The sequence below is a fragment of the Williamsia sp. D3 genome (assembly GCF_000506245.1).
Lineage (GTDB): Bacteria > Actinomycetota > Actinomycetes > Mycobacteriales > Mycobacteriaceae > Williamsia > Williamsia muralis.
The window spans coordinates 194,055-215,711 of sequence record NZ_AYTE01000001.1 but is presented as its reverse complement, the minus strand read 5'-3'; the positions used below and the strand labels follow the sequence as shown (position 1 = coordinate 215,711).

Below are 21,657 nucleotides of genomic sequence, written 5' to 3'. Positions count from 1 at the left end.
GGCAGCACCGGCCAAGAAGACCGCTGCCAAGAAGACCACGGCAGCACCGGCCAAGAAGACCGCTGCCAAGAAGGCTCCGGCCAAGAAGACCGCTGCAAAGCGCACAAGCAAGTAGCCAGACCAGCACCAGACCGAACAAACCCCGGCGGACCTTCCCTCCGCCGGGGTTTGTTTTGCGTTGTGTGGCCACCCCTGCGCCAAGGCAACGGGGGACGTCCTGAGATCAGATGCCGGGGTTGCCGGGCAGTGGGCTGTCGATGTGGTTGGCAGCAACCAATTTGCCGTCCAACAAAGAAAGCACCCACACGCTCGCCTTACGATTTCGTGCGGGCGGCAGCTTCACACCGTCGTGCGCCGACCACCACTTCATCAGCGGCGGGATGACCTTGCCCTGACTGCACACGACATGGATCCCGCTCTCGCAACCGATCTCTCGGATCCGCCGTCGACCCGGTTTGGGATCTTCGTTGAACGCTTCCTCGGCCAGGCTGGGTTCACTGATGATCGACACACCCAGCTCATCAGCAAGCGGTGCCACTGTCTGCTCGCACCGGACGCGGTCAGCGGAGTGCACGTGCGTGGGCGCGAACGCGAGGAGCTGTCCGAGCAATGCCTCGGACTGAGTTCGGCCGACCTTCTCCAACGGTCGCAGACGGTCATCGCCGTGGTACCGAGATTTGCGGCCCGCCTTGGCGTGACGCACCAGCAGGACCGTATCGAGTCGTGCGGGTAGCTGTTCGAAAGTTGCCAGGACCTTCTGGTCCAGCCGGAAGGAAAGTTGCTCGGCAGCCGATTCAATTGGCAGCCAACGTATTTCGTCAACCTCGTGGTTGGGTGTAAAGCTGCCGCCGACCGCTTCGGCGGACCAGTAGTGCACGTGCTTGCGACCGGGTCCACGTAGGTCGTAGCTGACCATGCGTAGGTGCCGTACCAGCCGGACGTCGTAACCGGTCTCTTCTTTGATCTCCCGTACCGCGGTGCTGATCAACGTCTCGCCCGGCTCGACCTTGCCCTTGGGCAGCGTCCAGTCGTCGTACCGCGGGCGGTGGACGATCACGACTTCGACGTCACCGGCGGAGTTCTCGCGCCACACGACTCCGCCGGCCGCATAGACAACAGTGTTCTTGCCGTCTGCCCCTTTGCTCACTGGATCAGGTCGGCCCGGCTACGGTTGCGACGCATCATCTGGCGCTGATGATCACGTACCTCTTCACCCGCGGCAGGCGACGCCGTCCAGCCGCCGTCCTCGCCGAGCACCCAACTGCGGGTGGTCGGGTCCATCGCGGAATTGAAGACGTCGTCGAGCTCGCGGGTCAGTCGTGGATCGCGCACCTGCGCCATCACTTCCACGCGGCGGTCGAGATTGCGGTGCATCATGTCGGCGCTGCCGATCCAGAACTCGTCGAGGGACTGGAAATGCAGAACCCGTGAGTGCTCCAGGAACTGTCCGAGTATCGAGCGGACGGTGATGTTCTCGCTCATACCCGGAACGCCCGGCCGCAGCGCACAGATCCCACGCACCACGACCTCGACAGGAACACCGGCCTGCGACGCCCGGTACAGGGCGTCGATGACCTGCTCGTCAACCAGAGCATTCATCTTCAACCGGATCCGAGCATCGGTGTGACCGGCCTGACGCCGTTCACATTCTCCGAGGATCCGGTCGATGATGCCCGCCCGCACTCCGTGCGGGGCGACCAACAGGTTGCGGTAGGCCACCTTCCGTGAGTAGCCGGTGAGGGTGTTGAACAGATCGGTCAGGTCGGCACCGATGTCCGGGGCCGCGGTGAACAGGCCCACGTCTTCGTAGAGCCGCGCGGTTTTCGGATTGTAGTTACCCGTTCCGATGTGGCAGTACCGGCGGATGGTGGACCCTTCACGGCGCACGACGAGACATGTCTTGCAGTGTGTCTTGAGCCCGACGAGCCCGTAGACGACGTGCACGCCGGCCTGCTCGAGCTGTCGAGCCCACTTGATGTTGGCCTGCTCGTCGAAGCGGGCCTTGATCTCCACAAGCGCGACAACCTGTTTGCCGGCCTCGGCGGCGTCGATCAATGCGTTCACGATCGGGGAGTCGCCCGAGGTGCGGTACAGCGTCTGCTTGATCGCCAGCACCTGGGGATCTGCCGCGGCCTGCTCGAGGAACCTCTGCACACTCGTGGAGAACGAGTCGTACGGGTGATGGACCAGGACGTCGCCGTCACGCAGGGTCGAGAAGATGCTCTTGGGTGTTTCGCGCTCACCGAAAGCCGGGTGGGTGGCCGGGACGAACGGCGGGTCCTTGAGAGCCGGACGGTCCACGGCGGCCACCTGGAACAGACTCGACAGGTCGAGCAGCCCGGGAACTTCGATGACGTCTGCCGGATCGACGTCGAGCTCACGCAGCAACAGTTCGAGCATGTGCTCGGTCATGTCGTCGGCGACCTCGAGGCGCACCGGCGAACCGAAACGTCGCCGCGCCAGTTCTCGTTCGAGTGCCTGCAGGAGATCCTCGTCGCGGTCTTCCTCCACCTCGAAATCCGCGTTGCGAGTGATGCGGAAAGCGTGGTGCTCGACGATCTCCATCCCGGGGAACAGCTGATCGAGGTGAGCTGCGATCAGATACTCCAGCGGCAGCAGAACCGTTTTCGCCGGGGTGTCGGCGGTTTTCGCGTAGTTCTGCCGGAATTCCGGCGGCATGAACCGATCGACCTGAACGAAGCGGTCGACGTTGTCGGGCACCTTGACGCGCGCGAAATGTTCGCCGCCTTCGGTGACGTCTTTGACGGTCACCGCCAGATTGAGGCTGAGGCCGGAGATGTACGGGAACGGGTGCGCCGGGTCGACCGCGAGTGGCGTCAGAACCGGGAAGACCTCTTCGTGGAAGTACTCGGCCATCCGGCGGCGCTCGTCGTCAGTCAACTGGTCCCAGGTGATGACGTGAATGTTGTTGTCCGCCAGAGCCTTGCGGACCGAGTCGAGGAAGACTCGGGCGTGGCGTTCGGCCAGCACCTGTGTGCGCTGTGCGATGAGTGCGAGCTGCTCGCGCGGTGACAGCCCGTCGGCCGACCGTACCGACAGGCCGGTTTCGTGTCTGCGCTTGAGCCCGGCGACACGCACCATGAAGAACTCGTCGAGGTTCGAGGCGAAGATGGCCAAGAACTTTGCCCTCTCGAGCAAGGGCAGCGAGGTGTCCTCTGCCAGCGCCAGAACCCGGGCGTTGAAATCGAGCCAACTCAGTTCCCGGTTCAGGTAACGGTCTTCGGGAAGGTCCGCTGTGGCGGTGGGGGCGGCGGTGGCTGCCGGCGGGGCGGCCGGCATCGACGATCGCGGCCGGGGAGCGGGGGTCGTTGATTCGGCTGTGCTCACCAGACCATCATGGCCTATCTGTCAGGGCCCCGACACCGGGAGATCAGGTTTGTTCATCCAATTGCAAGCGTTCGAGAACCGCACTGGTGGAAGTTCCCAGGCCAAGGCGTCGTGCGGTCAGCAAATCCTCGACGGTGTCGACGTCGATCCTCAGGTCCGGCCAGCGACCGGAGTCCTCGGTGAGTTCGACCGCACCCCGGCGACGATGTTCTCGGGCCGAATGGGCCCCGAACCGAAGGGTGTCGGCGGCGCTGAGATCGGCTGCGTTCAGGAACAGTGCGGTGGTGCCGGTGCCCGAATGGTCGGCGATGAAGGCCCGCTCCAGATCCGCGGACCGGTCGATGGCGGCCGTGAGCGACTCGGGCCTCACGGCGGGGAGATCGGCCTGCAGCACCATGATTCGGCTGCCGGGCCACAACGACAGAGCGTGGTCGATGCCGATCGCGAACGCCGCGTTGAGAACATCGCCGTTGAGCACGTCGCCGCGGTCCACCACAGTGCGAGCGCCACTCGCCTGCGCCGCCTCGGCCACCGATGTGTCGGGACTGACCACCACCACCTGATCGAGTCCCGCGGCTCGCACCGCTGCGAGGGTGTCGGTCAGCATGGCCAGCACCAGTTGGCGTCGGGCGTTGCCGTCGACGCCCGGCGACAGCCGTGTCTTGGCTGCGCTCAGCTCTTTGACCGCGATGACGACTGCGATCGATCGCGTATCCATGACCTCCATCATGGTCGCCGGTGGTCGCGGGGGGAAAAGGCACCCCACCACCTCCGTGGCCTCTAGTCTTGGACCGTTCGAGAGAATCGGGTCGGTCCGGGCAGCGGATGTCGACACAGTCGGACGGCAGAGAACGATGGAGAAGGTGGTGGCGTGATGCAGGCGGTCGTGATGGGCTCGGGTTCGTGGGGCACTGCGATGGCCAAGGTGTTGGTCGACGCGGGCACCCCGACGGTCTTGTGGTCGAGGAGGCCCGAACTGGCGGACGCCATCAACCGCACCCACACCAACCCCGATTACCTGCCACAGGTACCTCTGCCCGAGGGCCTGCGCGCCAGCGCCGACCTCGCCGAGGTTCTCGCGGGTGCCGACCTGGTGGTCTGTGCCGTGCCCTCCCAGTCGCTGCGCGCGAGTATGCAGACCTGGCTGCCGCACCTCGCCGACACCGCAACCCTGATGTCGTTGTCCAAAGGCGTGGAAACCGGGACGCTGCTGCGGATGAGCGAAGTGATCGCCGAGGTGACCGGTGCCGCCTCAGATCGCGTCGCGGTGCTGTCGGGGCCCAATCTCGCCGGCGAGATCGCAGTCGGCCAACCCGCCGCGACCGTGGTCGCGTGTGAGGACGAGTCCCGGGCGCGCGACATCCAGAAGGCGTGCAGTACGAGATATTTTCGGCCGTACACCAACACGGATGTGGTCGGCTGCGAGATCGGGGGCGCGGTCAAGAACGTCATCGCCCTCGCATGTGGGATGGCGTCCGGTGTCGGCCTCGGGGAGAACACCCTGGCATCGATCATCACTCGCGGTCTGGCCGAGACGATCCGCTTGGGGGTCGCGCTGGGGGCGAGACCGGAAACACTCGCCGGGCTGGCCGGGGTCGGCGATCTCGTCGCCACATGCTCCTCGCCGCTGTCGCGCAATCGCACTTTCGGCAGCAGGCTGGGGGAGGGCAAGACTCTGGCAGAGGCTCAAGAAGCCACCAACGGTCAGGTCGCCGAGGGTGTGAAGTCGTGCACGTCGGTACGGGCACTGGCCGAGAAACACGGTGTGGACATGCCTTTGACCGAAGCGGTTCACCAGGTCTGCCACGAGGGCCTCACGGTCACCGAGGCCATCTATTCACTGCTCGGCCGGCGGACCAAGCCCGAGTGACGTGACGTCCTCAGCCGCCCAGATCGATGGGTGCGCTCGTGAGGTTCTGGTCGATCAGTTGCGAAACCTGTTGAATGGGGCCATTTCCGACGTTCTCGGGTAGCCAGATGGCCACGTAGGGCCGATGGTCGACGGCGTACCAGAGGAAGCCCTTGGCCTCGGTTGTCGCCGACACCGAGAACCACTGCACCGGATCGACGACCTGCAAACCAGAGGTCGGCGAGAGCGATTCGGGCCGATCGACTCCGCAACGCACCTGGACGGGTCCGGCCACCTGGTCGCCCGGCGCCCAGGTCACCAGGCCGTCCGCAGCGGTCTCTCGCTTACCGAATCCCTCAAAACTCTCGGGAAGGGCGGCAATGAGTTTCGCGCACTCCGGAGAGTCCCTTTCGGGCGCTGCCATCGTCTTCAGCGGGGTGTCGTCGGAGGTTGCACCGTCTGTGCCGACCACTGCATAGGTGATGAACCCCACGATCACCATGACCGGGATCGCTACGATGCTGGCGATCACGGCCGGACTGAGCCGGCGTGTCGACGAGTCGCTCACCCCTGCCTCGGCGTACCGGTCACCACCGGGCAGGTCAACGTCCGGGTGATTCCTTCGACCTGCTGGATCTTCGGTACCACCGCTTCGGTGAGGTGCGTCCCATCGGTCGCATCCACGCGCACGATGACGTCGTAAGGGCCGCTGACCTCCTCCGACGAGGCGACGCCGTCGATCTCCGAGATGGTGGCCGCTGCCACGGCGGCCTTTCCGACCTCGGTCTGGATCAGTATGTATGCCTGAACCACGGCGTTCCTTTCGCTGGCGACTGCGATCAACCGGTGGCTGACCCAAATACACTGGCACATATTCTCACCGACAACGGTGCTCAGAGGCCAATCAACAGACTCGAGATGAACAGAGGGGCGGTGAGGGAACCTGTCCAGCGATCCCGTCCGCACGGTCGGCGACGTCGGTGAGCACGAGCTGATCGCGTTGTTCACCGCACAGAACGACTCCGCTCCTGCAGATGGGGTGATCTTGGGCCCGGGTGATGACGCCGCGGTTCTCGTCGGCAGCGGACCGGTGGTGGTGAGCACCGATGCACTCGTCGACGGACAGCACTTTCGACTCGACTGGAGCACGCCACGTCAGGTGGGCGCCAAAGCGGTGGTGGCCAATGCCGCCGACGTGATGTCGATGGGCGCCAGGGTCACCGGTTTTGTGGTGTCGCTGACGTGCCCGGATCGAACCCCCACCACAACACTGGTCGGTGTCCGCGACGGAATGCGTGAGGCCGCAGCGCGGTACGGGGCGCAGGTCGTCGGTGGCGATCTCACCGCGGGCGATCAACTGGTGATCGCGGTGACGGCGATCGGTGCGATGGACGACCGCGCACCGGTTCGACTCTCCACACCGGTAGCCGGCGACGTTCTCGCCGTATCGGGCCCGCTCGGTGGATCCGCCGCGGGCCTTGCTCTCCTGCTGGCAGGCGTCGATGAGTTCGCCGATCTTGTTGCCGCGCACTGCGTTCCGAAACCGCACCTGCAGCTGGCCCTGGCCGCGGCGGAGTCGGGCGTGCACGCGATGACCGACATCTCGGACGGCTTGTCGAGTGAACTGCACACGATGGCAAGGATGTCGGGTCTGTCGCTTCGGGTGGACCCCGCTGCCATTCCGGTGCCCCCCGACCTCGCCGCGGCAGCAGTCGAGCTGGGTGTCGACCCGGTCCGCTGGGCCGTGGCCGGCGGAGAAGACCATGAACTCTTGGCTGCCTTCGCGCCCGGTGAGCTGCCGACGGGGTGGACCGCGATCGGGTCGGTGCATGCGGCTGAAAGCGGCCCGTCGGTGGTGGTCTCGGGCTTGAATCTGTCCGACCTCGATAGCGGCTGGCGGACATTCTGACCGCTCCGGTCGACCGCCGGGGCGCCCGCGATACTGTGACTGCCATGGCGATCTACGCACTCGACGACCGAGAACCGCAATTGGGCGAAGGGGTCTACATCCATCCCGACGCGGTGGTGATCGGAGCCGTCACGCTCGGCGCGGGGGTGTCGGTATGGCCCGGTGCCGTGCTTCGGGGCGACTACGGAACCATCACCGTCGGCGAGCGGACAAACATCCAGGACGGCACCGTCATCCACTGCACACTCGTGGACGCGACGGTGATCGGGGCGCGGTGCACCATCGGGCACAACGCGCACATCGAAGGCGCCGTGATCGGCGACAACTGCCTGATCGCCTCAGGGTCGGTGGTACTCAACGGGTCTCGGATCGGAGCCGGTTCCATTGTCGGTGCCGGGGCAGTGGTGCCGTTCAAATTCGAGGTACCCGACCGTTCGATGGCGCTCGGTGTTCCGGCGAAAATACGTCAGGGCTACCAGGTTCCGGAAGGTCACATCGACCTGAACGTCGATCTGTATGCCAACAATGCCGCCTACTATCGAACCGCCCTGAGGCGGCTCGACTAGGTGATCGGCACTTTCCCACGGTGAGGAGCGATATGTCCGACGGGCGACCACTGTCCGAACTCGTGGACGCGGGCTGGGCAAAAGCCCTCGAACCGGTGGCCGACGATGTCGCGCGGATGGGCGAGTTCCTGCGTGCCGAGTTGGCCGCAGGGCGAACGTATCTGCCGTCGGGGCCCAACGTCCTGCGTGCGTTCACCCGTCCCTTCGACGAGGTGAGAGTTCTCGTGGTGGGCCAAGATCCCTACCCGACGCCCGGACATGCCGTGGGACTGAGCTTTTCGGTGGCACCGGAGGTGAGACCGGTTCCTCGCAGCCTGGGGAACATCTTCACCGAGTACGGTTCCGATCTCGGATTTCCGCGACCGTCGAACGGGGACCTGACGCCCTGGGCAGATCAAGGGGTACTGCTGCTCAATCGGGTTCTCACGGTCGCGCCCGGAACCCCGGCGAGCCATCGCGGCAAGGGGTGGGAGGCAGTCACCGAGTGCGCCATCAAGGCCTTGGCGGCCCGAGATCAGCCGTTGGTCGCGATTCTGTGGGGGAAAGATGCCGCATCACTTGCGCCCTGGTTGCCCGGGGTCGCGACGATCACGTCTCCCCATCCGTCGCCGCTGTCGGCAAGTCGCGGATTCTTCGGGTCGAAGCCGTTCTCGCGTGCCAATGCAGCGCTCGCCGAACAGGGCGCCGATGAGGTGGACTGGCGCCTGCCGTGACAGCAGCGTCACAGCAAGTCCGGTACCGGCGACTACTTGCCGTTGATGGAAGAGAAGTCCGGCTTGCGTTTGCCGACGAACGCGTCGACGCCTTCGACTCCGTCGGGCTGGCCGGACAGTGCCGATATCGATGCGGCCTCGGCATCGAGCTGATCGCTCAGCGTGGATGTCGGGGAGTTCGTGAGAAGTGCCCGGGTGGCGGACAACGCCCGCCACGGACCGGCCGCGATCGCGGATGCAGCGGCTTCTGCGGTCGCCAGAACCTCGTCGTCCTCGACGACGCGTGAGAGCAAACCCAGTTCGAGTGCACCGGCCGCGTCCACGATCCGGTTGGTCAAGATGATGTCGCGCGCACGGGCGGCTCCGACGACCCGGGGGAGCGACCACGTGAGGCCGCCGTCCGGACTGAGGCCGATCCCGATGTAGGCCGGACGCATCTTGCTGGATGTGCCACCGATGGCTACATCGCTGTGCGTCACCAAACTCATCCCCGCGCCGGCGGCCCAACCGTGCACCGCTGCGACGATCGGGAGATCGGCTCCGACGAGGGCTCGGATGAAGTGGTGGAAGTCACCGGCGAGACCGCCGAGGAAATCAGGTCGATCGTCGGCAGCCGCGAAATCGCGGACGTTGCCGCCCGCGCAGAAGTTGGCGCCGGTACCGATCAGAAGAATGGCACCGGCTTTGATCTCGCCACGCGCCACCTGGAGCAAGACCTCTGTGCCGCGGTTGAAATAACCGCGGTCCAAGGAGTTGCCCGCTTTGTCAGAGGCGACGGCGATCCGCAGAACGCCGTCGTCGCTGAGCTGGACGGAATCGGACTCGACGGTCGATTCCGGCCGTGTGTCGGTCACGGGGTCAGCCCCGGACGACCTTGCCGGCCTTCAGGCATGAGGTGCAAACATTCAGGCGCTTGCGGTTTCCGGGAGCGATCTGGGCCCGAACGGTCTGGATGTTCGGGTTCCAGCGCCGGTTGGTACGCCGGTGTGAGTGAGAGACCGACTTACCGAAGCCGGGGCCCTTGGCGCATACGTCGCAGACGGCAGCCATCGTCGAACTCCTTAGTGAGAAACTGGTGGTCATGGCCCCTCGGTGTTCGGCGTGACGCCGGCGTCCGATAGGCAACCCTGCAAGGATAGCGGCTCGGTGGGCCGCGATCCAAATAGCCTCACGTCCCCGTCCCGCTGATACGGCCGGGTCCGGTTGGTCGTCCCCTCAGATTAGTCTGTGGAACAGACCACATGAGGGGAGGTGCGGACATTGACGGAGCAGGTTGGTGTACCCGCCATGGATCCCGGGTTGTTGCGCGACTGGATCGAGGGTGCGGTGGCAGGACTCGGCGCCGTCCGCGCCGAGATCAACGACCTCAACGTCTTCCCCATCCCGGATTCGGACACCGGCAGCAACATGCTGCACACGATGATGGCGGCAGCCGACGCAGTGAGCGAGGTACAGGCCGATGCCGACACGGCGACGGTCGCCAGGGCGATGGCTGATGGTGCCGTGGGCAAGGCGCGGGGTAACTCGGGCATCATTCTCTCGCAGGTCCTCGTCGGACTGGCCGACGCTGCCGAGGTCAATTCCATCGGCGGCCGTGTCTCCTTCAACCAATTGTGGGTCGCGGGCCTGCGTCTCGGATCGCTGGCCGCCACGCGCGCGGTGAGCCAGCCGCGTGAAGGCACCGTCCTCACGTTGCTGCGGCGCGCGGCGCACAATGCCGCCGAACACATCGAGGCGACGCCTGCCGACCTCGCCAGGGCGATCGCCGACGGCTGCGCCGAGGATCTCGACCTCACCACCGGCCAACTCGACGTGCTGGCTCAGGCCGGGGTGGTCGACGCCGGTGGACGAGGTCTGCTCGTGATCTTCGACGAACTGGTCAAGGTACTCACCGGTGTATCTGCACGCCGCCGTCGTTATCAGGGCGCGCTTGCCGGTGGCGGTGACCGCATCGGGCACCAGATCGGCGAGACGTGCGAGAGCGACGATGAGATGGATTTCGAGGTGATGTATCTCCTCGAAGGCGCTGCCGCAGAGCAGATCTCGACGTTGCGGCGCGATCTGGACAATCTCGGTGATGCGGTGGTGATCGTCGGTGACAGTGCCGATGACGAAGCAGGTGAACGATTCTCGATTCACGTGCACACCTGTGAACCGGGTGCGGCGATCGAGGCGGGGCTGGCCCTGGGAAGGGTCTCCGACATCCGGATCAGCTGCTTTTTGCTCGATGCCCATCGAGGCCAGGACGACGACTCCGGTCACCTTCCCAAACGTAAACGCGCGGTCGTGGCCGTGGTCACCGGCGACGAGGCTGCCGAGTTGTTCGAACAGGAGGGGGCCGTGGTGGTCCGCGCCGACACCGACGGTGCCGGCGAACTGGATGCGGACGCGTTGGCCAAGGCGATCATCGAGGTCGACAGTGCACATGTGGTGTTGATGGGCAATGGGGCATTGCCGGCGCAGGAACTCGTCGCCGTCGCTGCCGCTGCCCGCTCGCGGGAGCGCTCGGTGGTCATCCTCCCGGGCGGGTCGATGGTGCAGAGTCTGTCGGCGATGGCAGTCCACGACCCGACCGAACTGGCCGACGACGACGCCTACGCGATGGCTGAAGCAGCCGCCGCAACGCGTTTCGGCGCGGTGGTGGTGGCCACCGAGACCGCCCTGACCTTTGCCGGAACCTGTCGGCCGGGTGACCATCTCGGACTCATCGGCGACGGAGTCCTGGTGATCGACAGGGAGATCCTCGGCGCTGCGACAGGTCTGATCGATCTGCTGCTCAGCACAGGTGGCGAGATGGTCAGCGTGCTGGCGGGCCGGAACCTCGATCCAGGGGTTCTGGAGCAGCTCGAGCACCATGTGAACACCAACCACCCCGGTGTCGAGTTCGTCAGCTACCCCGGCGGCCAGGTCGGCGAGCTCTTGCAGGTCGGAGTCGAATAGGCATGGCACGCTAGTGGTTTCGCTGTCCGACTCGCTCGAGACGGTGCTCGGCGCCAAAGCAGCCGACATGCTCGAGGAACAGATCAAGGTGCAGACCGTCGGTGAGCTCCTACGCTACGTTCCCGACCGCTACGTCAAACAAGGTGATCTCTCGGGCGAACGCAAACCCGAACCCGGTGAGCGCCTCACCGTGGTGGCCCGGGTCGAGGAGAACAAGACGATCCCGATCCGCAATTCCCGCCGGAAGATGGTCAAACTCGTTGTCTTCGACGGGAACGTCCGGATCGCTGTCACGTTCTTCAACTCGCCGTGGATCGCCGCGAAGCTTCCCAAGGGGACGCGGGTGATGATGGCCGGCGAGGTCAAGTACTTCCGCAACGAACTACAGCTCACACACCCGAACTGGCTGCTGCTGCCAGAGGACGGCACCTCGATCGAGGCCGACGATGCGGTGGGGTCGGCGGTGATGGCGGGGATCGCCAAAGCGCTTGCGGTGGACGCAGGAGACGGCGGCGGAGAAAAAGATGGGTCGATCGACTTCGCCGAGTTCCTGCGCGATGTGATCCCCGTGTACCGGGGCACGGCCAAGTTGCAGGCGTGGACCATCTGGCAGTGCGTGCGCGCCGTTCTCGGCCAACTCGATCCGATCGACGACCCGTTGCCCGACACCGAGCGGCTCGCCCGCGGGTTGATCGGTGCCGACGAGGCACTTCGCAAGATTCACGTGCCCGAGGGGCAGAACGACATCGACCAGGCGCGCGCCCGACTCAAGTTCGACGAGGCGCTCGCGTTGCAACTGGCACTGGCGCAGCGACGCCACGTCGACCGCGGTGCGGCCGGCCCTGTCTGTCGGCATGTACCCGGTGGCCTCGAGGACAAGATGATCGCGCGGCTGCCCTTCACTCTGACCGAAGGTCAGGCGGCCGTGATCGACGAGATCAGCGCCGACCTCGCGGCCCCGATCGCCGCGGCCGATCAGTCCAGCGTCGCGCCGATGAGCAGGCTGCTGCAGGGAGAGGTCGGGTCGGGCAAAACCCTGGTGGCGCTGCTGGTGATGCTGAGGGTGATCGACAACGGCTACCAGTGCGCGCTGCTGGCTCCGACGGAAGTCCTTGCCGCTCAGCATCTCCGGACGCTCGAGGCGATGCTCGGAGGACTCGCGCGAGAAGGTGAGCTCGACGGAGAGGAGGGAGCCACCCGGATCGCGCTGATCACCGGATCCATGAAGACGGCGGCCAAACGCACCGCGCTTCTGGAAACCGTCACCGGCCAGGTGGGCATCTTGATCGGCACCCACGCGCTCCTCCAGGAACACGTCGACTTCTTCAACCTCGGTTTTGTCGTGGTCGACGAGCAGCACAGATTCGGTGTGGAACAGCGCGATACGTTGCGGTCCCGTGGACGCGACGGAATCGTCCCGCATCTGCTGGTGATGACGGCAACCCCCATCCCGCGCACTGTGGCCATGACCGTGTTCGGAGACCTCGAGACCTCCACGCTCCGAGAGCTGCCGCGTGGTCGTCAACCCATCACCACGAGTGTGGTCCCGCGTGGGAATCCGAAATGGGTCCAGCGTGTCTGGGAACGGGTGAACGAGGAGGTCGAGGCCGGTCGACAGGTGTATGTGGTGTGCGCCCGGATCGGCGACGACGGGACTGCGGCCGGGCAGAAGTCGGAGCGCAAAGGCGCCGAAGCAGCAGCCGAACCGGCCACGTCCGCGGTGGACATGTTCACAACGCTGAGTGAAGGGCGGTTGGGTGTTCATCGCCTCGGCCTCCTGCACGGTCGACTGCCCGCGGACGAGAAGGCCCTGCTGATGGCCGACTTCACCGCAGGGGACATCGACATCTTGGTATCGACAACGGTGATCGAGGTGGGAGTGGACGTGCCCAATGCGACCACCATGGTGATCGTGGACGCCGAGCGTTTCGGGGTCAGTCAGCTGCACCAATTGCGGGGCCGCGTCGGCCGTGGTGGTCTGCCCGGATTGTGTCTTCTGGTGACCGGTGCGTCGGAGATGTCGCCGGCGATGGAACGGTTACGGGCTGTCGCGGAGTCCAATGACGGATTCGCGTTGTCGATCGTCGACCTGGCGCAGCGGAGGGAAGGTGATCTGCTTGGCTCCCTCCAATCGGGGCAGACGTCGTCGCTCAAGTTCCTCTCTCTCCTCACCGACGGCGACCTCATCGAGGACACCCGCGCGCTGGCCGACGAAGTGGTGGGCCGCGACCTCACGCTCGTCGACCACAAGCCGATGGCGGGTCTCGTCGACTCGATCCTCGGGCCCGTCCGGTTGGCCTATCTGGACAAGTCGTGACGGCGGTACCGTTGCCCTGAAGTGGTGGTTGGCGCTGTTCGCCTTCGCGATGGCGGCGGTGTTCGCGGCGAGCGACGGGCTCACCGGTGTGGATCCGCACATCGGGTCCACCGATGCCCGAGCGGTTCTGGCCGACTTGGCGGTGATCCCGGCACTCGCGGAGCGCCCGAAATCGACCGACTACGAACGCAGCTCCTTCGGCGAGGCGTGGACCGACGGTACCGATGCGCGGGGAGCCGGCAACGGATGCGACACCCGCAACGACATACTCGATCGGGACCTGCGCGACAAGGTGTTCACGGCCATCGACAGTTGTCCGCGAGCGGTGGCCGCCGGTGAACTGCAGAGCCCGTACAGCGGGCGCTGGATTGTCTTCCGGCGGGGCAAAGGGTCCGGCGCAAAGGTGCAGATCGACCACATCGTGCCGTTGGCCTACGCCTGGTCGATGGGTGCGCGTCGCTGGGATGCCGTTGTGAGACAACGGTTTGCGAACGATCCGGCGAACCTGGTGGCGGTCGACGGGGAAGCGAACCAGGACAAGAGCGACAAGCAGCCCTCGCGATGGATGCCCGCCAACGCGGCGTTTCACTGCCAGTATGCAAGCCAGTTCGTCAGGGTGGTGCGAGCGTACGGGCTGTATCTCGACCGCGCGTCGTATCCAGTGCTCCGAAAGGCCCTGGCAACCTGTTGAATGCGACCGCGGATCGGGCCGAGATGCTGGTCGAGCGTGCCTGGCTTTCCGCCTTGGATCAGGACGGCGACAACGGCGCGGTCGTCGGGGGACAATCGCAGACATGCGTAGTCCCGAATCGAGAGCAGCATCGGACGTCGGCTCGCCACTGGTCGCAGTGGTCGGCACGTTGAACCTGGACCTCGTGGTCCGCACCGACCGTCGGCCACGGGTCGGCGAGACGGTGATGGGCACGAGCTACGTGGAACGGCCCGGCGGTAAAGGGGCGAATCAGGCACTTGCGGCAGTAGACATCGGCCCCACCGCCCTGATCGGTGCAGTGGGCGACGACGACGCGGGTACAACGATGCGCCGGCACCAGGACGCCGCCGGTGTGGACACCCGCCACGTCGTCGAGGTGGCCGGCGCAAGTGGCCGCGCCGTCATCGAGGTCGATGCCGATGGAGACAACAGCATCATCGTCATCTCCGGTGCCAATGATCAGGTCTCGGCGGACCATGTCACCGCTGCGCTCGACGCTCTCGCCCCGAAAGTGGTTCTGACGCAACTGGAATCCCCACGATCGGTGACGGCGGCCGTGGTGGGATGGAACGAAGCCGGCGACTGCCGTTTCATCCTCAACCCCAGCCCGGTCGCCCCGCTGGACAACAACATTTTGGGCGCGGCCGACCCGTTGGTGGTCAACGCGGTGGAGGCCGAGTATTACTGCGGCGACCGGCGGCTCACTGATCCCGGCGACATGGCCCGGCGACTGCTGGAGGTGGCGCGGTCGGTGGTCATCACTCTCGGCGCCCGCGGCGTGGTGGTTGCCACAGGCGGCTCGGTCGAGACATTCGACGTCGAGAAGGTGCACGCACATGACACAACGGGAGCCGGTGACCACTTCGTCGGTTCTCTTGCTGCATACCTGGCCGCGGGATCGGATCTGCAGTCGGCGGCACGCCGGTCCGCAGCCAGGGCGACGGACTACGTCGCTTCCCTCAGGTAGCTCTGCCGCGCGCATGTGCGTCGAAGAGGCGTCGCCGCTGCGGTTTCGGCGATACGTTCGGACCCATCCGGCCAAGGGAGACACATGACGAACACAGTGGTGGTGCGCCGCGAAGGATCGGTCACCACGATCGGCATCAACCGGCCCGAGGTGCGCAACGCCGTCGACGGCGAGACCGCCGCAGCGCTGGCGGACGCCTTTCGCGCGTTTGACGCCGATCCCGACGCCGCGGTCGCGGTACTGCACGGAGAGGGTGGAACCTTCTGCGCCGGTGCAGATCTCAAAGCGGTCGCGACCGGAGACAAGGTCAACCGGGTGGAGCCCGATGGCGACGGCCCGATGGGACCGACCCGGATGCAACTGTCCAAACCGGTGATCGCGGCCATCAGCGGACACGCGGTCGCCGGCGGACTCGAACTGGCCTTGTGGGCCGACATGCGCATAGCCGAGGATGACGCGGTGCTCGGTGTGTTCTGTCGCCGCTGGGGTGTGCCGCTGATCGACGGCGGCACCGTGCGGTTGCCGCGCCTGATCGGCACCTCGCATGCGATGGATCTCATCCTGACCGGACGGGCGGTCTCGGCTTCAGAAGCCCATCACATCGGCTTGGTGAACAGGGTGGTGCCGCACGGCGAAGCGGTGCGCGCCGCGAAGCATCTCGCGCGCGAGATCGCTGCCTTCCCGCAGACGTGTCTACGTCAGGACCGGCTGTCGGTGATCGAGCAGGAAGGTATGGCAGAGAGAGATGCACTGAGCAATGAGTTCGCGCACGGACTGACGTCGTTGGCAAGCGACACCGTGGCCGGTGCTTCTCGGTTCGCAGGGGGAGCGGGCCGCCATGGCTCGTTCGACAGCGCACAAGACGGCCGCCAGGATGACGTCGATCAGGGATGAACTCCCTGAACCCTTATCCTGGACCGATGAGTGCTTCCATCACCACTGCGGCTGATGTCGAACAGATCGTTCGTGCCCAGGCGACCGCGGCGAAAGCTGCGTCCAGGATGCTGGCCCGACTGACGACCATCCAGAAGAACCAGGTGCTGCATGACGCAGCGGAGGCTCTTCTCGTCCAGACCGATGCCATCCTGGCGGCGAACGCGGGCGATGTCGCCCGGGCCGAGGCGGCAGGTGTGGAGGCCAGTCTCATCGACCGCCTGCGTCTGACCGCCGACCGCGTCGAGGGCATCGCCCAGGGCCTGCGGCAAGTCGCCGTTCTGCCCGATCCGATCGGCGACGTCATCCAGGGCAAGACGTTGCCCAACGGGATGCAGTTGCGTCAGGTCCGCGTGCCCCTCGGTGTCGTCGGGATGGTGTACGAGGCGCGGCCCAACGTCACCGTCGACGCATTCGGTATCGCGCTGAAATCGGGTAACGCAGCGCTTCTTCGTGGGTCGTCGTCCGCGGCGGGTTCGAACGCAGAGCTGGTACGCATCCTGCGCGAGACGCTGACCGCCGCTGGTGTGCCCGCTGATGCCGTCCAACTGCTCCCGTCCGACGACCGGTCGAGTGTTACCCATCTGATCCGGGCTCGTGGACTGGTCGATGTGGTCATCCCACGTGGCGGGGCCGGGTTGATCAAAGCAGTCGTGGAGAACGCGACCGTGCCGACCATCGAGACCGGTACGGGCAACTGCCACATCTACATTCACGCAGCCGCCGATCTCGACATGGCCGAGGATCTGGTGGTCAACTCCAAGACCCGCCGACCGAGCGTGTGCAACACCGCCGAGACCGTCTTGGTCGACCGGGCCATCGCGGAGACCGCCCTGCCGCGACTGACCCAGGTCTTGCAGACCTCGGGGGTGACCATCCACGGGGACGAACCGGGCATGGTTCCGGCGACCGAGCAGGACTGGGCCGACGAATACCTCACCCTCGACATCGCTGTGAAGATCGTGGGTGGGATCGACGAGGCGATCGACCACATCGACCGGTACGGCACCAGCCACACCGAGGCCATCGTCACCACGGACCTCGCTGCCGCCGAAGAGTTCACCAACCGCGTCGATGCCGCCGCGGTGATGGTGAACGCGTCCACCGCATTCACCGACGGTGAACAGTTCGGCTTCGGCGCCGAGATCGGTATCTCCACGCAGAAGTTGCACGCCCGTGGACCGATGGGACTTCCGGAACTCACGTCCACGAAGTGGATCGCGTGGGGGAACGGCCAGACGCGGCCTCGCTGACCCGGTGGACGAGCCGGCTGACACCTGATTTTCGATCCTGAGGAGTGACCTGTGGGCGTACAGCCTAGTTTCACCGATGTGCCCGGCGTCCGCGAAACGCTCGCCGGCGTCGGCTATCTCGCCGACGACGCGACCTCCACGTCGGTGTTCCTTGCCGACCGGCTGGGCAAACCGCTCCTGGTCGAGGGACCGGCCGGTGTGGGTAAAACCGAACTCGCGCGCGCCATCTCGCAGTCGACGAACGCCGATCTGGTGCGACTGCAGTGCTATGAGGGCATCGACGAGGCTCGCGCACTGTATGAGTGGAATCACGCCAAGCAGATCCTCGCCATCCAGGCGACAGGGCAGCGCGGATGGGACGAGACGAAAGCCGACATCTTCTCGGACGAGTTCCTCCTGCCCCGGCCGCTGCTGAAAGCGATCTCGCAGCCCGGCCCGACGGTGCTGCTGATCGATGAGGTCGACAAGGCCGACGTCGACATCGAGGGCCTGCTGCTCGAGGTGCTCAGCGACTTCGCGATCACCATTCCGGAGATGGGCACCGTGACCGCCGACCGGCGGCCCATCGTCCTGCTCACCTCCAACGCGACGCGCGAACTGTCCGAAGCCCTCAAACGACGCTGCCTGTACCTCTACATCGACTTCCCCGATGCGGCCCGCGAGCGCGAGATCCTCGCCAGTCGTGTCCCGCAGCTCGCCGAATCCGTCGCGAAGGAACTGGTGCGCATCATCGGAGTTCTCCGCACCCTCGACATCCGTAAGAAGCCGTCGGTTGCCGAGACGATCGACTGGGCCAACACCTTGCTGGCTCTGGGAGTGGGGGAGAAGCCGGGGTCACGGATCGACGAGGGGGTCATCGCGAAGACCCTCGGCGTGGTCCTCAAACATCGTCCCGACCTCGCCACGGCGCTCAAAGAGCTGAAGTTGAGCTGAGCGCGCCCGTGGATGCCCCGTTCATCAGCCAGCTCACCAGATTCGTGGATGATCTGCGGGCCCGCGGCATCGTCGTCGGACCGGCCAACCTGATCGATGCGGGCCAGGCGACGGCAGTGCTGGATCTGCTCGACCGGGACAGCTTCCGTGAGGGCATGGCGTGCACACTCCTGCACGACAACGGACACCGCCGGGTGTTCGATTCGGTCTTCGACCTCTGGTTCCCGTTGGGCATGGGCGAACGCAGCGGCGTCGACGACGACGCGTTCACGCCTGACGCCGACGGGAACATCGATGTGGACGCGGTGCGTGAACGGCTCGCCGAGTTGCTGGCGGACGACTCACCGCAGGCGCAGGCCGAACTGGCCGCATTCGCGGCGATGGCCGTGGCGCAGCTCGGCAGTTACCGATCCAATCGCGGTCCGGCGTTCTCCACCTATCAGGCGATGTCGACGATCAATCCCCAGACCCTCATCGCGCAGATCGCCGCCGCCATGGCAGCCGGCGCGGGAGACGAGTCCGCCGGCACCGAACCGCTGTACCGGCGGGCAGCGGCCGACCGGGTACAGAAGTTCAGGTCGTTGATCGAACAGGAGACCAGGCGCCGGATGGCCCAGCGGAACGGCCGCGAGCAGGTCTCGCAGTACGCGGTCCCCAATCTTCCCGAACGGGTCAACTTCCTCTCCGCCGGCGCCGCTGATCTTGCGGAGGTCCGTCGCACCATCGCTCCGCTGGCACGGTTACTGGCGGCGCGCCTCGAGATCCGCAGGCGACGCGCCCACCGTGGGTCGATCGACGTGCGCAAAACGCTGCGGGCGTCGATGTCCACCGGCGGTGTGCCCATCGACCTGGTGCGCCGCAAACCTCGGCCCGGTCGGCCGGAATTGGTTGTCCTGTGTGATGTCTCGGGCTCGGTGGCGGGGTTCTCGCAGTTCACCCTGCAGCTCGTCTACGCCCTACGCCAACAGTTCTCGAAGGTCAGGGTGTTCGCCTTCGTCGACACCGTGGACGAGGTCACCGAGCATTTCGACGGGCCCGATCTCGATTTCGCGACAGCTGTGCGGGAGATGCTCGCCGGCGCCCGATTGATCACCCGCGACGGCCACTCGGACTACGGTCACGCGTTCGGCGGATTTGCGGACGACCACCTCGACGCCCTCACGCGCCGGGGCGCCCTGCTGATCCTGGGCGACGGGCGCAACAACTACCACGACCCCCAACTCGAAGCGCTCACGCGCATGGTCGAGAGCACCCGGCATGCCTATTGGCTCAATCCGGAAGCCGCAGTGAACTGGGACACGGGGGACTCGGTGGCAGGCACCTACTCGGCGGTCATCGAGATGCACGAATGTCGCAACGCCGGTCAACTCGCCAAGGTCATCGCCAACCTGTTGCCGGTCTGATCTGCTGTGGACCTCACACGCTCAGTACACTCAGCCCCTATGCCCGAGATCGCGCCACACCGACAGGAGCCGCGCGGTCGGCGGATCGGGGTGATGGGCGGCACGTTCGATCCGATCCACAACGGTCACCTGGTGGCGGCGAGCGAGGTTGCCGACCGGTTCGACCTGGATGAGGTCATCTTTGTCCCCACCGGACGACCCTGGCAGAAGAACCGGTCGGACCGGAACGTGAGCCCGCCGGAAGACCGCTATCTGATGACGGTGATCGCCACTGCGGCCAACCCCCGGTTCTCGGTGAGTAGGGTGGACATCGATCGCCAGGGAGATACCTACACGGTCGACACCCTTCGCGACCTGCACACACTCAACCCGGACGCGGAGTTGTTCTTCATCACCGGCGCCGACGCGCTGGCGTCGATCCTGTCGTGGCAGAACTGGGAGGGTCTGTTCGAGTTCGCGAGCTTCGTCGGCGTGAGTCGGCCGGGGTATGAACTTGGCGCCGCCCATCTCGACCAGCACCTCGACAAGCTGCCGCCCGATACCCTTCATCTGATGGAGATACCGGCGCTGGCCATTTCTTCGACCGATTGCCGGATGCGTGCCGGCACCGGCCGGCCGGTGTGGTACCTCGTTCCCGACGGGGTGGTGCAGTACATCAGCAAGCGAAAGTTATACCAATCGAAAGGCATTCAGTGACAGCGTCATCCGAGGCGGTTTCCATGGCAACCGTGGCCGCCCACGCGGCCGCCGACAAGTTGGCCGCCAACGTCATCGTGATCGACGTGTCCGAACAGCTCGTGATCACCGACTGTTTCGTGATCGCATCGGCCGACAACGAACGTCAGGTCGCGTCGATCGTCGACGAGATCGAAGAAAAGCTCCGCGAGGCCGGCAACAAACCTGTCCGTCGGGAGGGGACCAGAGAAGGCCGCTGGACCCTTCTCGACTACATCGACGTGGTGATCCACGTGCTGCACAACGAGGAGCGCGAGTTCTACGCCCTCGAACGGCTGTGGAAAGACTGCCCGATCATCGAGATCCCCGGAATCGAATCCACTGCGGAAGCCGGTGACAGCGATCGGGGTGACCTTGGTGAATGAGTCGATTCGGCCGGACGGCCACGACTCGAGCGTCGAACGGATGACCCCGGTTGTACGACGACTGCTTCTCCTGCGCCACGGTCAGACCGACTACAACGCAGGCAGCCGCATGCAGGGGCAACTCGACACCGACCTGTCCGAACTCGGAGTTCGGCAGGCCGCTGCGGCGGCGAAAGTGTTGGCTTCCCGCGGCCCACGGTTGATCATCTCCTCTGATCTGCGGCGGGCCCGCGACACTGCAGCTGCCCTTGCCGATCAGGTGGGCATGGAGGTTGCCACCGATCGTCGTCTGCGTGAAACGCATCTCGGTGAGTGGCAGGGTCTGACCCACCATGAAGTGGATGCCCAGATGCCCGGGGCCCGCAAGGTGTGGCGCGACGATGCTTCATGGCGACCACCAGGTGGCGAGAGTCGCACCGATGTGGCCCAGCGCAGCATGCCGGTGGTCGACGAACTCGTGGCCGAGTTGGGGGACTGGGGTCGCGGAGACGACGCGGATGCCCCCGTGGTCCTGGTGGCTCACGGCGGGGTCATCGCTGCGATGACCGCGGGCCTGCTGCGGTTGCCGGTGAGCCACTGGCCTGTGCTCGGGGGTCTCGCGAACACGAGTTGGGTTCAGCTGAGCGGTCACGGTGCCGACGACGAGACCACGTGGCGGCTCGATGTGTGGAACGCATCGGCCGAGGTCGCCGACGACGCAGTGCAGTGACCTGT

General features: G+C 65.6%; 22 protein-coding genes. 15 read left to right on the top strand and 7 right to left on the bottom strand.

From position 1 onward, the window contains the following. Positions 1-223: 223 nt before the first annotated feature. From W823_RS32155 to cofC, 3 genes are all read right to left on the bottom strand, one after another. Positions 224-1,147 carry a bifunctional NUDIX hydrolase/histidine phosphatase family protein gene (locus W823_RS32155; protein WP_023954081.1) on the bottom strand — a complete coding sequence of 308 codons (924 nt, stop codon included), beginning with the start codon at positions 1,145-1,147 and terminating at the stop codon, positions 224-226. Next, the gene (locus W823_RS32150; protein ID WP_152537948.1) at positions 1,144-3,300 is read right to left on the bottom strand and encodes an RNA degradosome polyphosphate kinase; all 2,157 of its coding nucleotides are present in this window, start codon (positions 3,298-3,300) and stop codon (positions 1,144-1,146) included. The genes W823_RS32155 and W823_RS32150 overlap by 4 nt, the downstream gene beginning before the upstream one ends. A 91-nt stretch (positions 3,301-3,391) precedes the next feature. After that, entirely contained in the window at positions 3,392-4,066 is a 675-nt protein-coding gene (gene cofC, locus W823_RS32145) for a 2-phospho-L-lactate guanylyltransferase (protein WP_023954077.1), read from the bottom strand. A gap of 156 nt (positions 4,067-4,222) precedes the next feature. Here cofC and W823_RS32140 point away from each other — a divergent pair, with 156 nt between their 5' ends. After that, positions 4,223-5,218: an NAD(P)H-dependent glycerol-3-phosphate dehydrogenase gene (locus W823_RS32140; protein WP_023954073.1), complete on the top strand. Its 996-nt coding sequence runs from the start codon at positions 4,223-4,225 to the stop codon at positions 5,216-5,218. A 10-nt stretch (positions 5,219-5,228) separates the two neighbouring features. Here W823_RS32140 and W823_RS32135 read toward each other — a convergent pair whose 3' ends face one another. Both W823_RS32135 and W823_RS32130 read right to left on the bottom strand, forming a co-directional pair. Beyond that, positions 5,229-5,765, bottom strand: coding sequence for a DUF3515 domain-containing protein (locus W823_RS32135; protein ID WP_023954071.1), 537 nt, complete (start codon positions 5,763-5,765; stop codon positions 5,229-5,231). Beyond that, entirely contained in the window at positions 5,762-6,070 is a 309-nt protein-coding gene (locus tag W823_RS32130; protein ID WP_051406303.1) for an Lrp/AsnC ligand binding domain-containing protein, read from the bottom strand. Before W823_RS32130 ends, W823_RS32135 begins: the two co-directional genes overlap by 4 nt. Before the next feature lie 70 nt (positions 6,071-6,140). On the opposite strand from W823_RS32130, the gene W823_RS32125 reads away from it, so the two are divergent. From W823_RS32125 to W823_RS32115, 3 genes are read left to right on the top strand one after another with little or no spacing between them, the layout of a single operon-like run. Further along, positions 6,141-7,106 carry a thiamine-phosphate kinase gene (locus W823_RS32125; RefSeq protein ID WP_031331096.1) on the top strand — a complete coding sequence of 322 codons (966 nt, stop codon included), beginning with the start codon at positions 6,141-6,143 and terminating at the stop codon, positions 7,104-7,106. Positions 7,107-7,150: 44 nt separating this feature from the next. Then, on the top strand, positions 7,151-7,672 hold the full coding sequence (locus W823_RS32120) for a gamma carbonic anhydrase family protein (protein ID WP_023954066.1): 522 nt from the start codon (positions 7,151-7,153) through the stop codon (positions 7,670-7,672). Positions 7,673-7,704: 32 nt separating this feature from the next. Then, on the top strand, positions 7,705-8,385 hold the full coding sequence (locus tag W823_RS32115) for a uracil-DNA glycosylase (protein ID WP_023954064.1): 681 nt from the start codon (positions 7,705-7,707) through the stop codon (positions 8,383-8,385). Positions 8,386-8,417: 32 nt separating this feature from the next. Here W823_RS32115 and W823_RS32110 read toward each other — a convergent pair whose 3' ends face one another. Together W823_RS32110 and rpmB are read right to left on the bottom strand one after the other, a co-directional pair. After that, positions 8,418-9,239 carry an enoyl-CoA hydratase/isomerase family protein gene (locus tag W823_RS32110; RefSeq protein WP_023954061.1) on the bottom strand — a complete coding sequence of 274 codons (822 nt, stop codon included), beginning with the start codon at positions 9,237-9,239 and terminating at the stop codon, positions 8,418-8,420. A gap of 4 nt (positions 9,240-9,243) precedes the next feature. Beyond that, positions 9,244-9,435 (bottom strand): 50S ribosomal protein L28, encoded by a 192-nt coding sequence (gene rpmB, locus W823_RS56980; RefSeq protein ID WP_023954059.1) that lies wholly within the window; start codon positions 9,433-9,435, stop codon positions 9,244-9,246. Between the two features lie 237 nt (positions 9,436-9,672). Between rpmB and W823_RS32105 the strand changes: the two genes are divergently transcribed. From W823_RS32105 to W823_RS32060, 11 genes are all read left to right on the top strand, one after another. Continuing rightward, on the top strand, positions 9,673-11,325 hold the full coding sequence (locus tag W823_RS32105; protein ID WP_023954057.1) for a DAK2 domain-containing protein: 1,653 nt from the start codon (positions 9,673-9,675) through the stop codon (positions 11,323-11,325). Positions 11,326-11,338: 13 nt separating this feature from the next. After that, the gene (gene recG, locus W823_RS32100; protein ID WP_023954055.1) at positions 11,339-13,642 is read left to right on the top strand and encodes an ATP-dependent DNA helicase RecG; all 2,304 of its coding nucleotides are present in this window, start codon (positions 11,339-11,341) and stop codon (positions 13,640-13,642) included. A gap of 49 nt (positions 13,643-13,691) precedes the next feature. Continuing rightward, on the top strand, positions 13,692-14,333 hold the full coding sequence (locus tag W823_RS0127435) for an HNH endonuclease family protein (RefSeq protein WP_051406301.1): 642 nt from the start codon (positions 13,692-13,694) through the stop codon (positions 14,331-14,333). A 103-nt stretch (positions 14,334-14,436) separates the two neighbouring features. Further along, a complete protein-coding gene (locus tag W823_RS32095; protein ID WP_023954046.1) occupies positions 14,437-15,321 on the top strand; it encodes a ribokinase in 885 nt (294 codons plus the stop codon). An 84-nt stretch (positions 15,322-15,405) separates the two neighbouring features. Continuing rightward, positions 15,406-16,215 carry a crotonase/enoyl-CoA hydratase family protein gene (locus tag W823_RS32090; RefSeq protein WP_023954044.1) on the top strand — a complete coding sequence of 270 codons (810 nt, stop codon included), beginning with the start codon at positions 15,406-15,408 and terminating at the stop codon, positions 16,213-16,215. A gap of 26 nt (positions 16,216-16,241) precedes the next feature. Next, the gene (locus W823_RS32085; protein ID WP_023954041.1) at positions 16,242-17,507 is read left to right on the top strand and encodes a glutamate-5-semialdehyde dehydrogenase; all 1,266 of its coding nucleotides are present in this window, start codon (positions 16,242-16,244) and stop codon (positions 17,505-17,507) included. Positions 17,508-17,558: 51 nt separating this feature from the next. Beyond that, the gene (locus W823_RS32080) at positions 17,559-18,440 is read left to right on the top strand and encodes a MoxR family ATPase (protein ID WP_030171966.1); all 882 of its coding nucleotides are present in this window, start codon (positions 17,559-17,561) and stop codon (positions 18,438-18,440) included. An 8-nt stretch (positions 18,441-18,448) separates the two neighbouring features. Further along, on the top strand, positions 18,449-19,843 hold the full coding sequence (locus W823_RS32075) for a VWA domain-containing protein (protein ID WP_023954037.1): 1,395 nt from the start codon (positions 18,449-18,451) through the stop codon (positions 19,841-19,843). Positions 19,844-19,882: 39 nt separating this feature from the next. Further along, positions 19,883-20,539 (top strand): nicotinate-nucleotide adenylyltransferase, encoded by a 657-nt coding sequence (gene nadD / locus W823_RS32070; RefSeq protein ID WP_023954035.1) that lies wholly within the window; start codon positions 19,883-19,885, stop codon positions 20,537-20,539. Continuing rightward, entirely contained in the window at positions 20,536-20,943 is a 408-nt protein-coding gene (rsfS, locus tag W823_RS32065) for a ribosome silencing factor (RefSeq protein WP_023954034.1), read from the top strand. The genes nadD and rsfS overlap by 4 nt, the downstream gene beginning before the upstream one ends. A 40-nt stretch (positions 20,944-20,983) precedes the next feature. Beyond that, the gene (locus W823_RS32060; protein WP_051406300.1) at positions 20,984-21,652 is read left to right on the top strand and encodes a histidine phosphatase family protein; all 669 of its coding nucleotides are present in this window, start codon (positions 20,984-20,986) and stop codon (positions 21,650-21,652) included. Positions 21,653-21,657 lie beyond the last annotated feature (5 nt).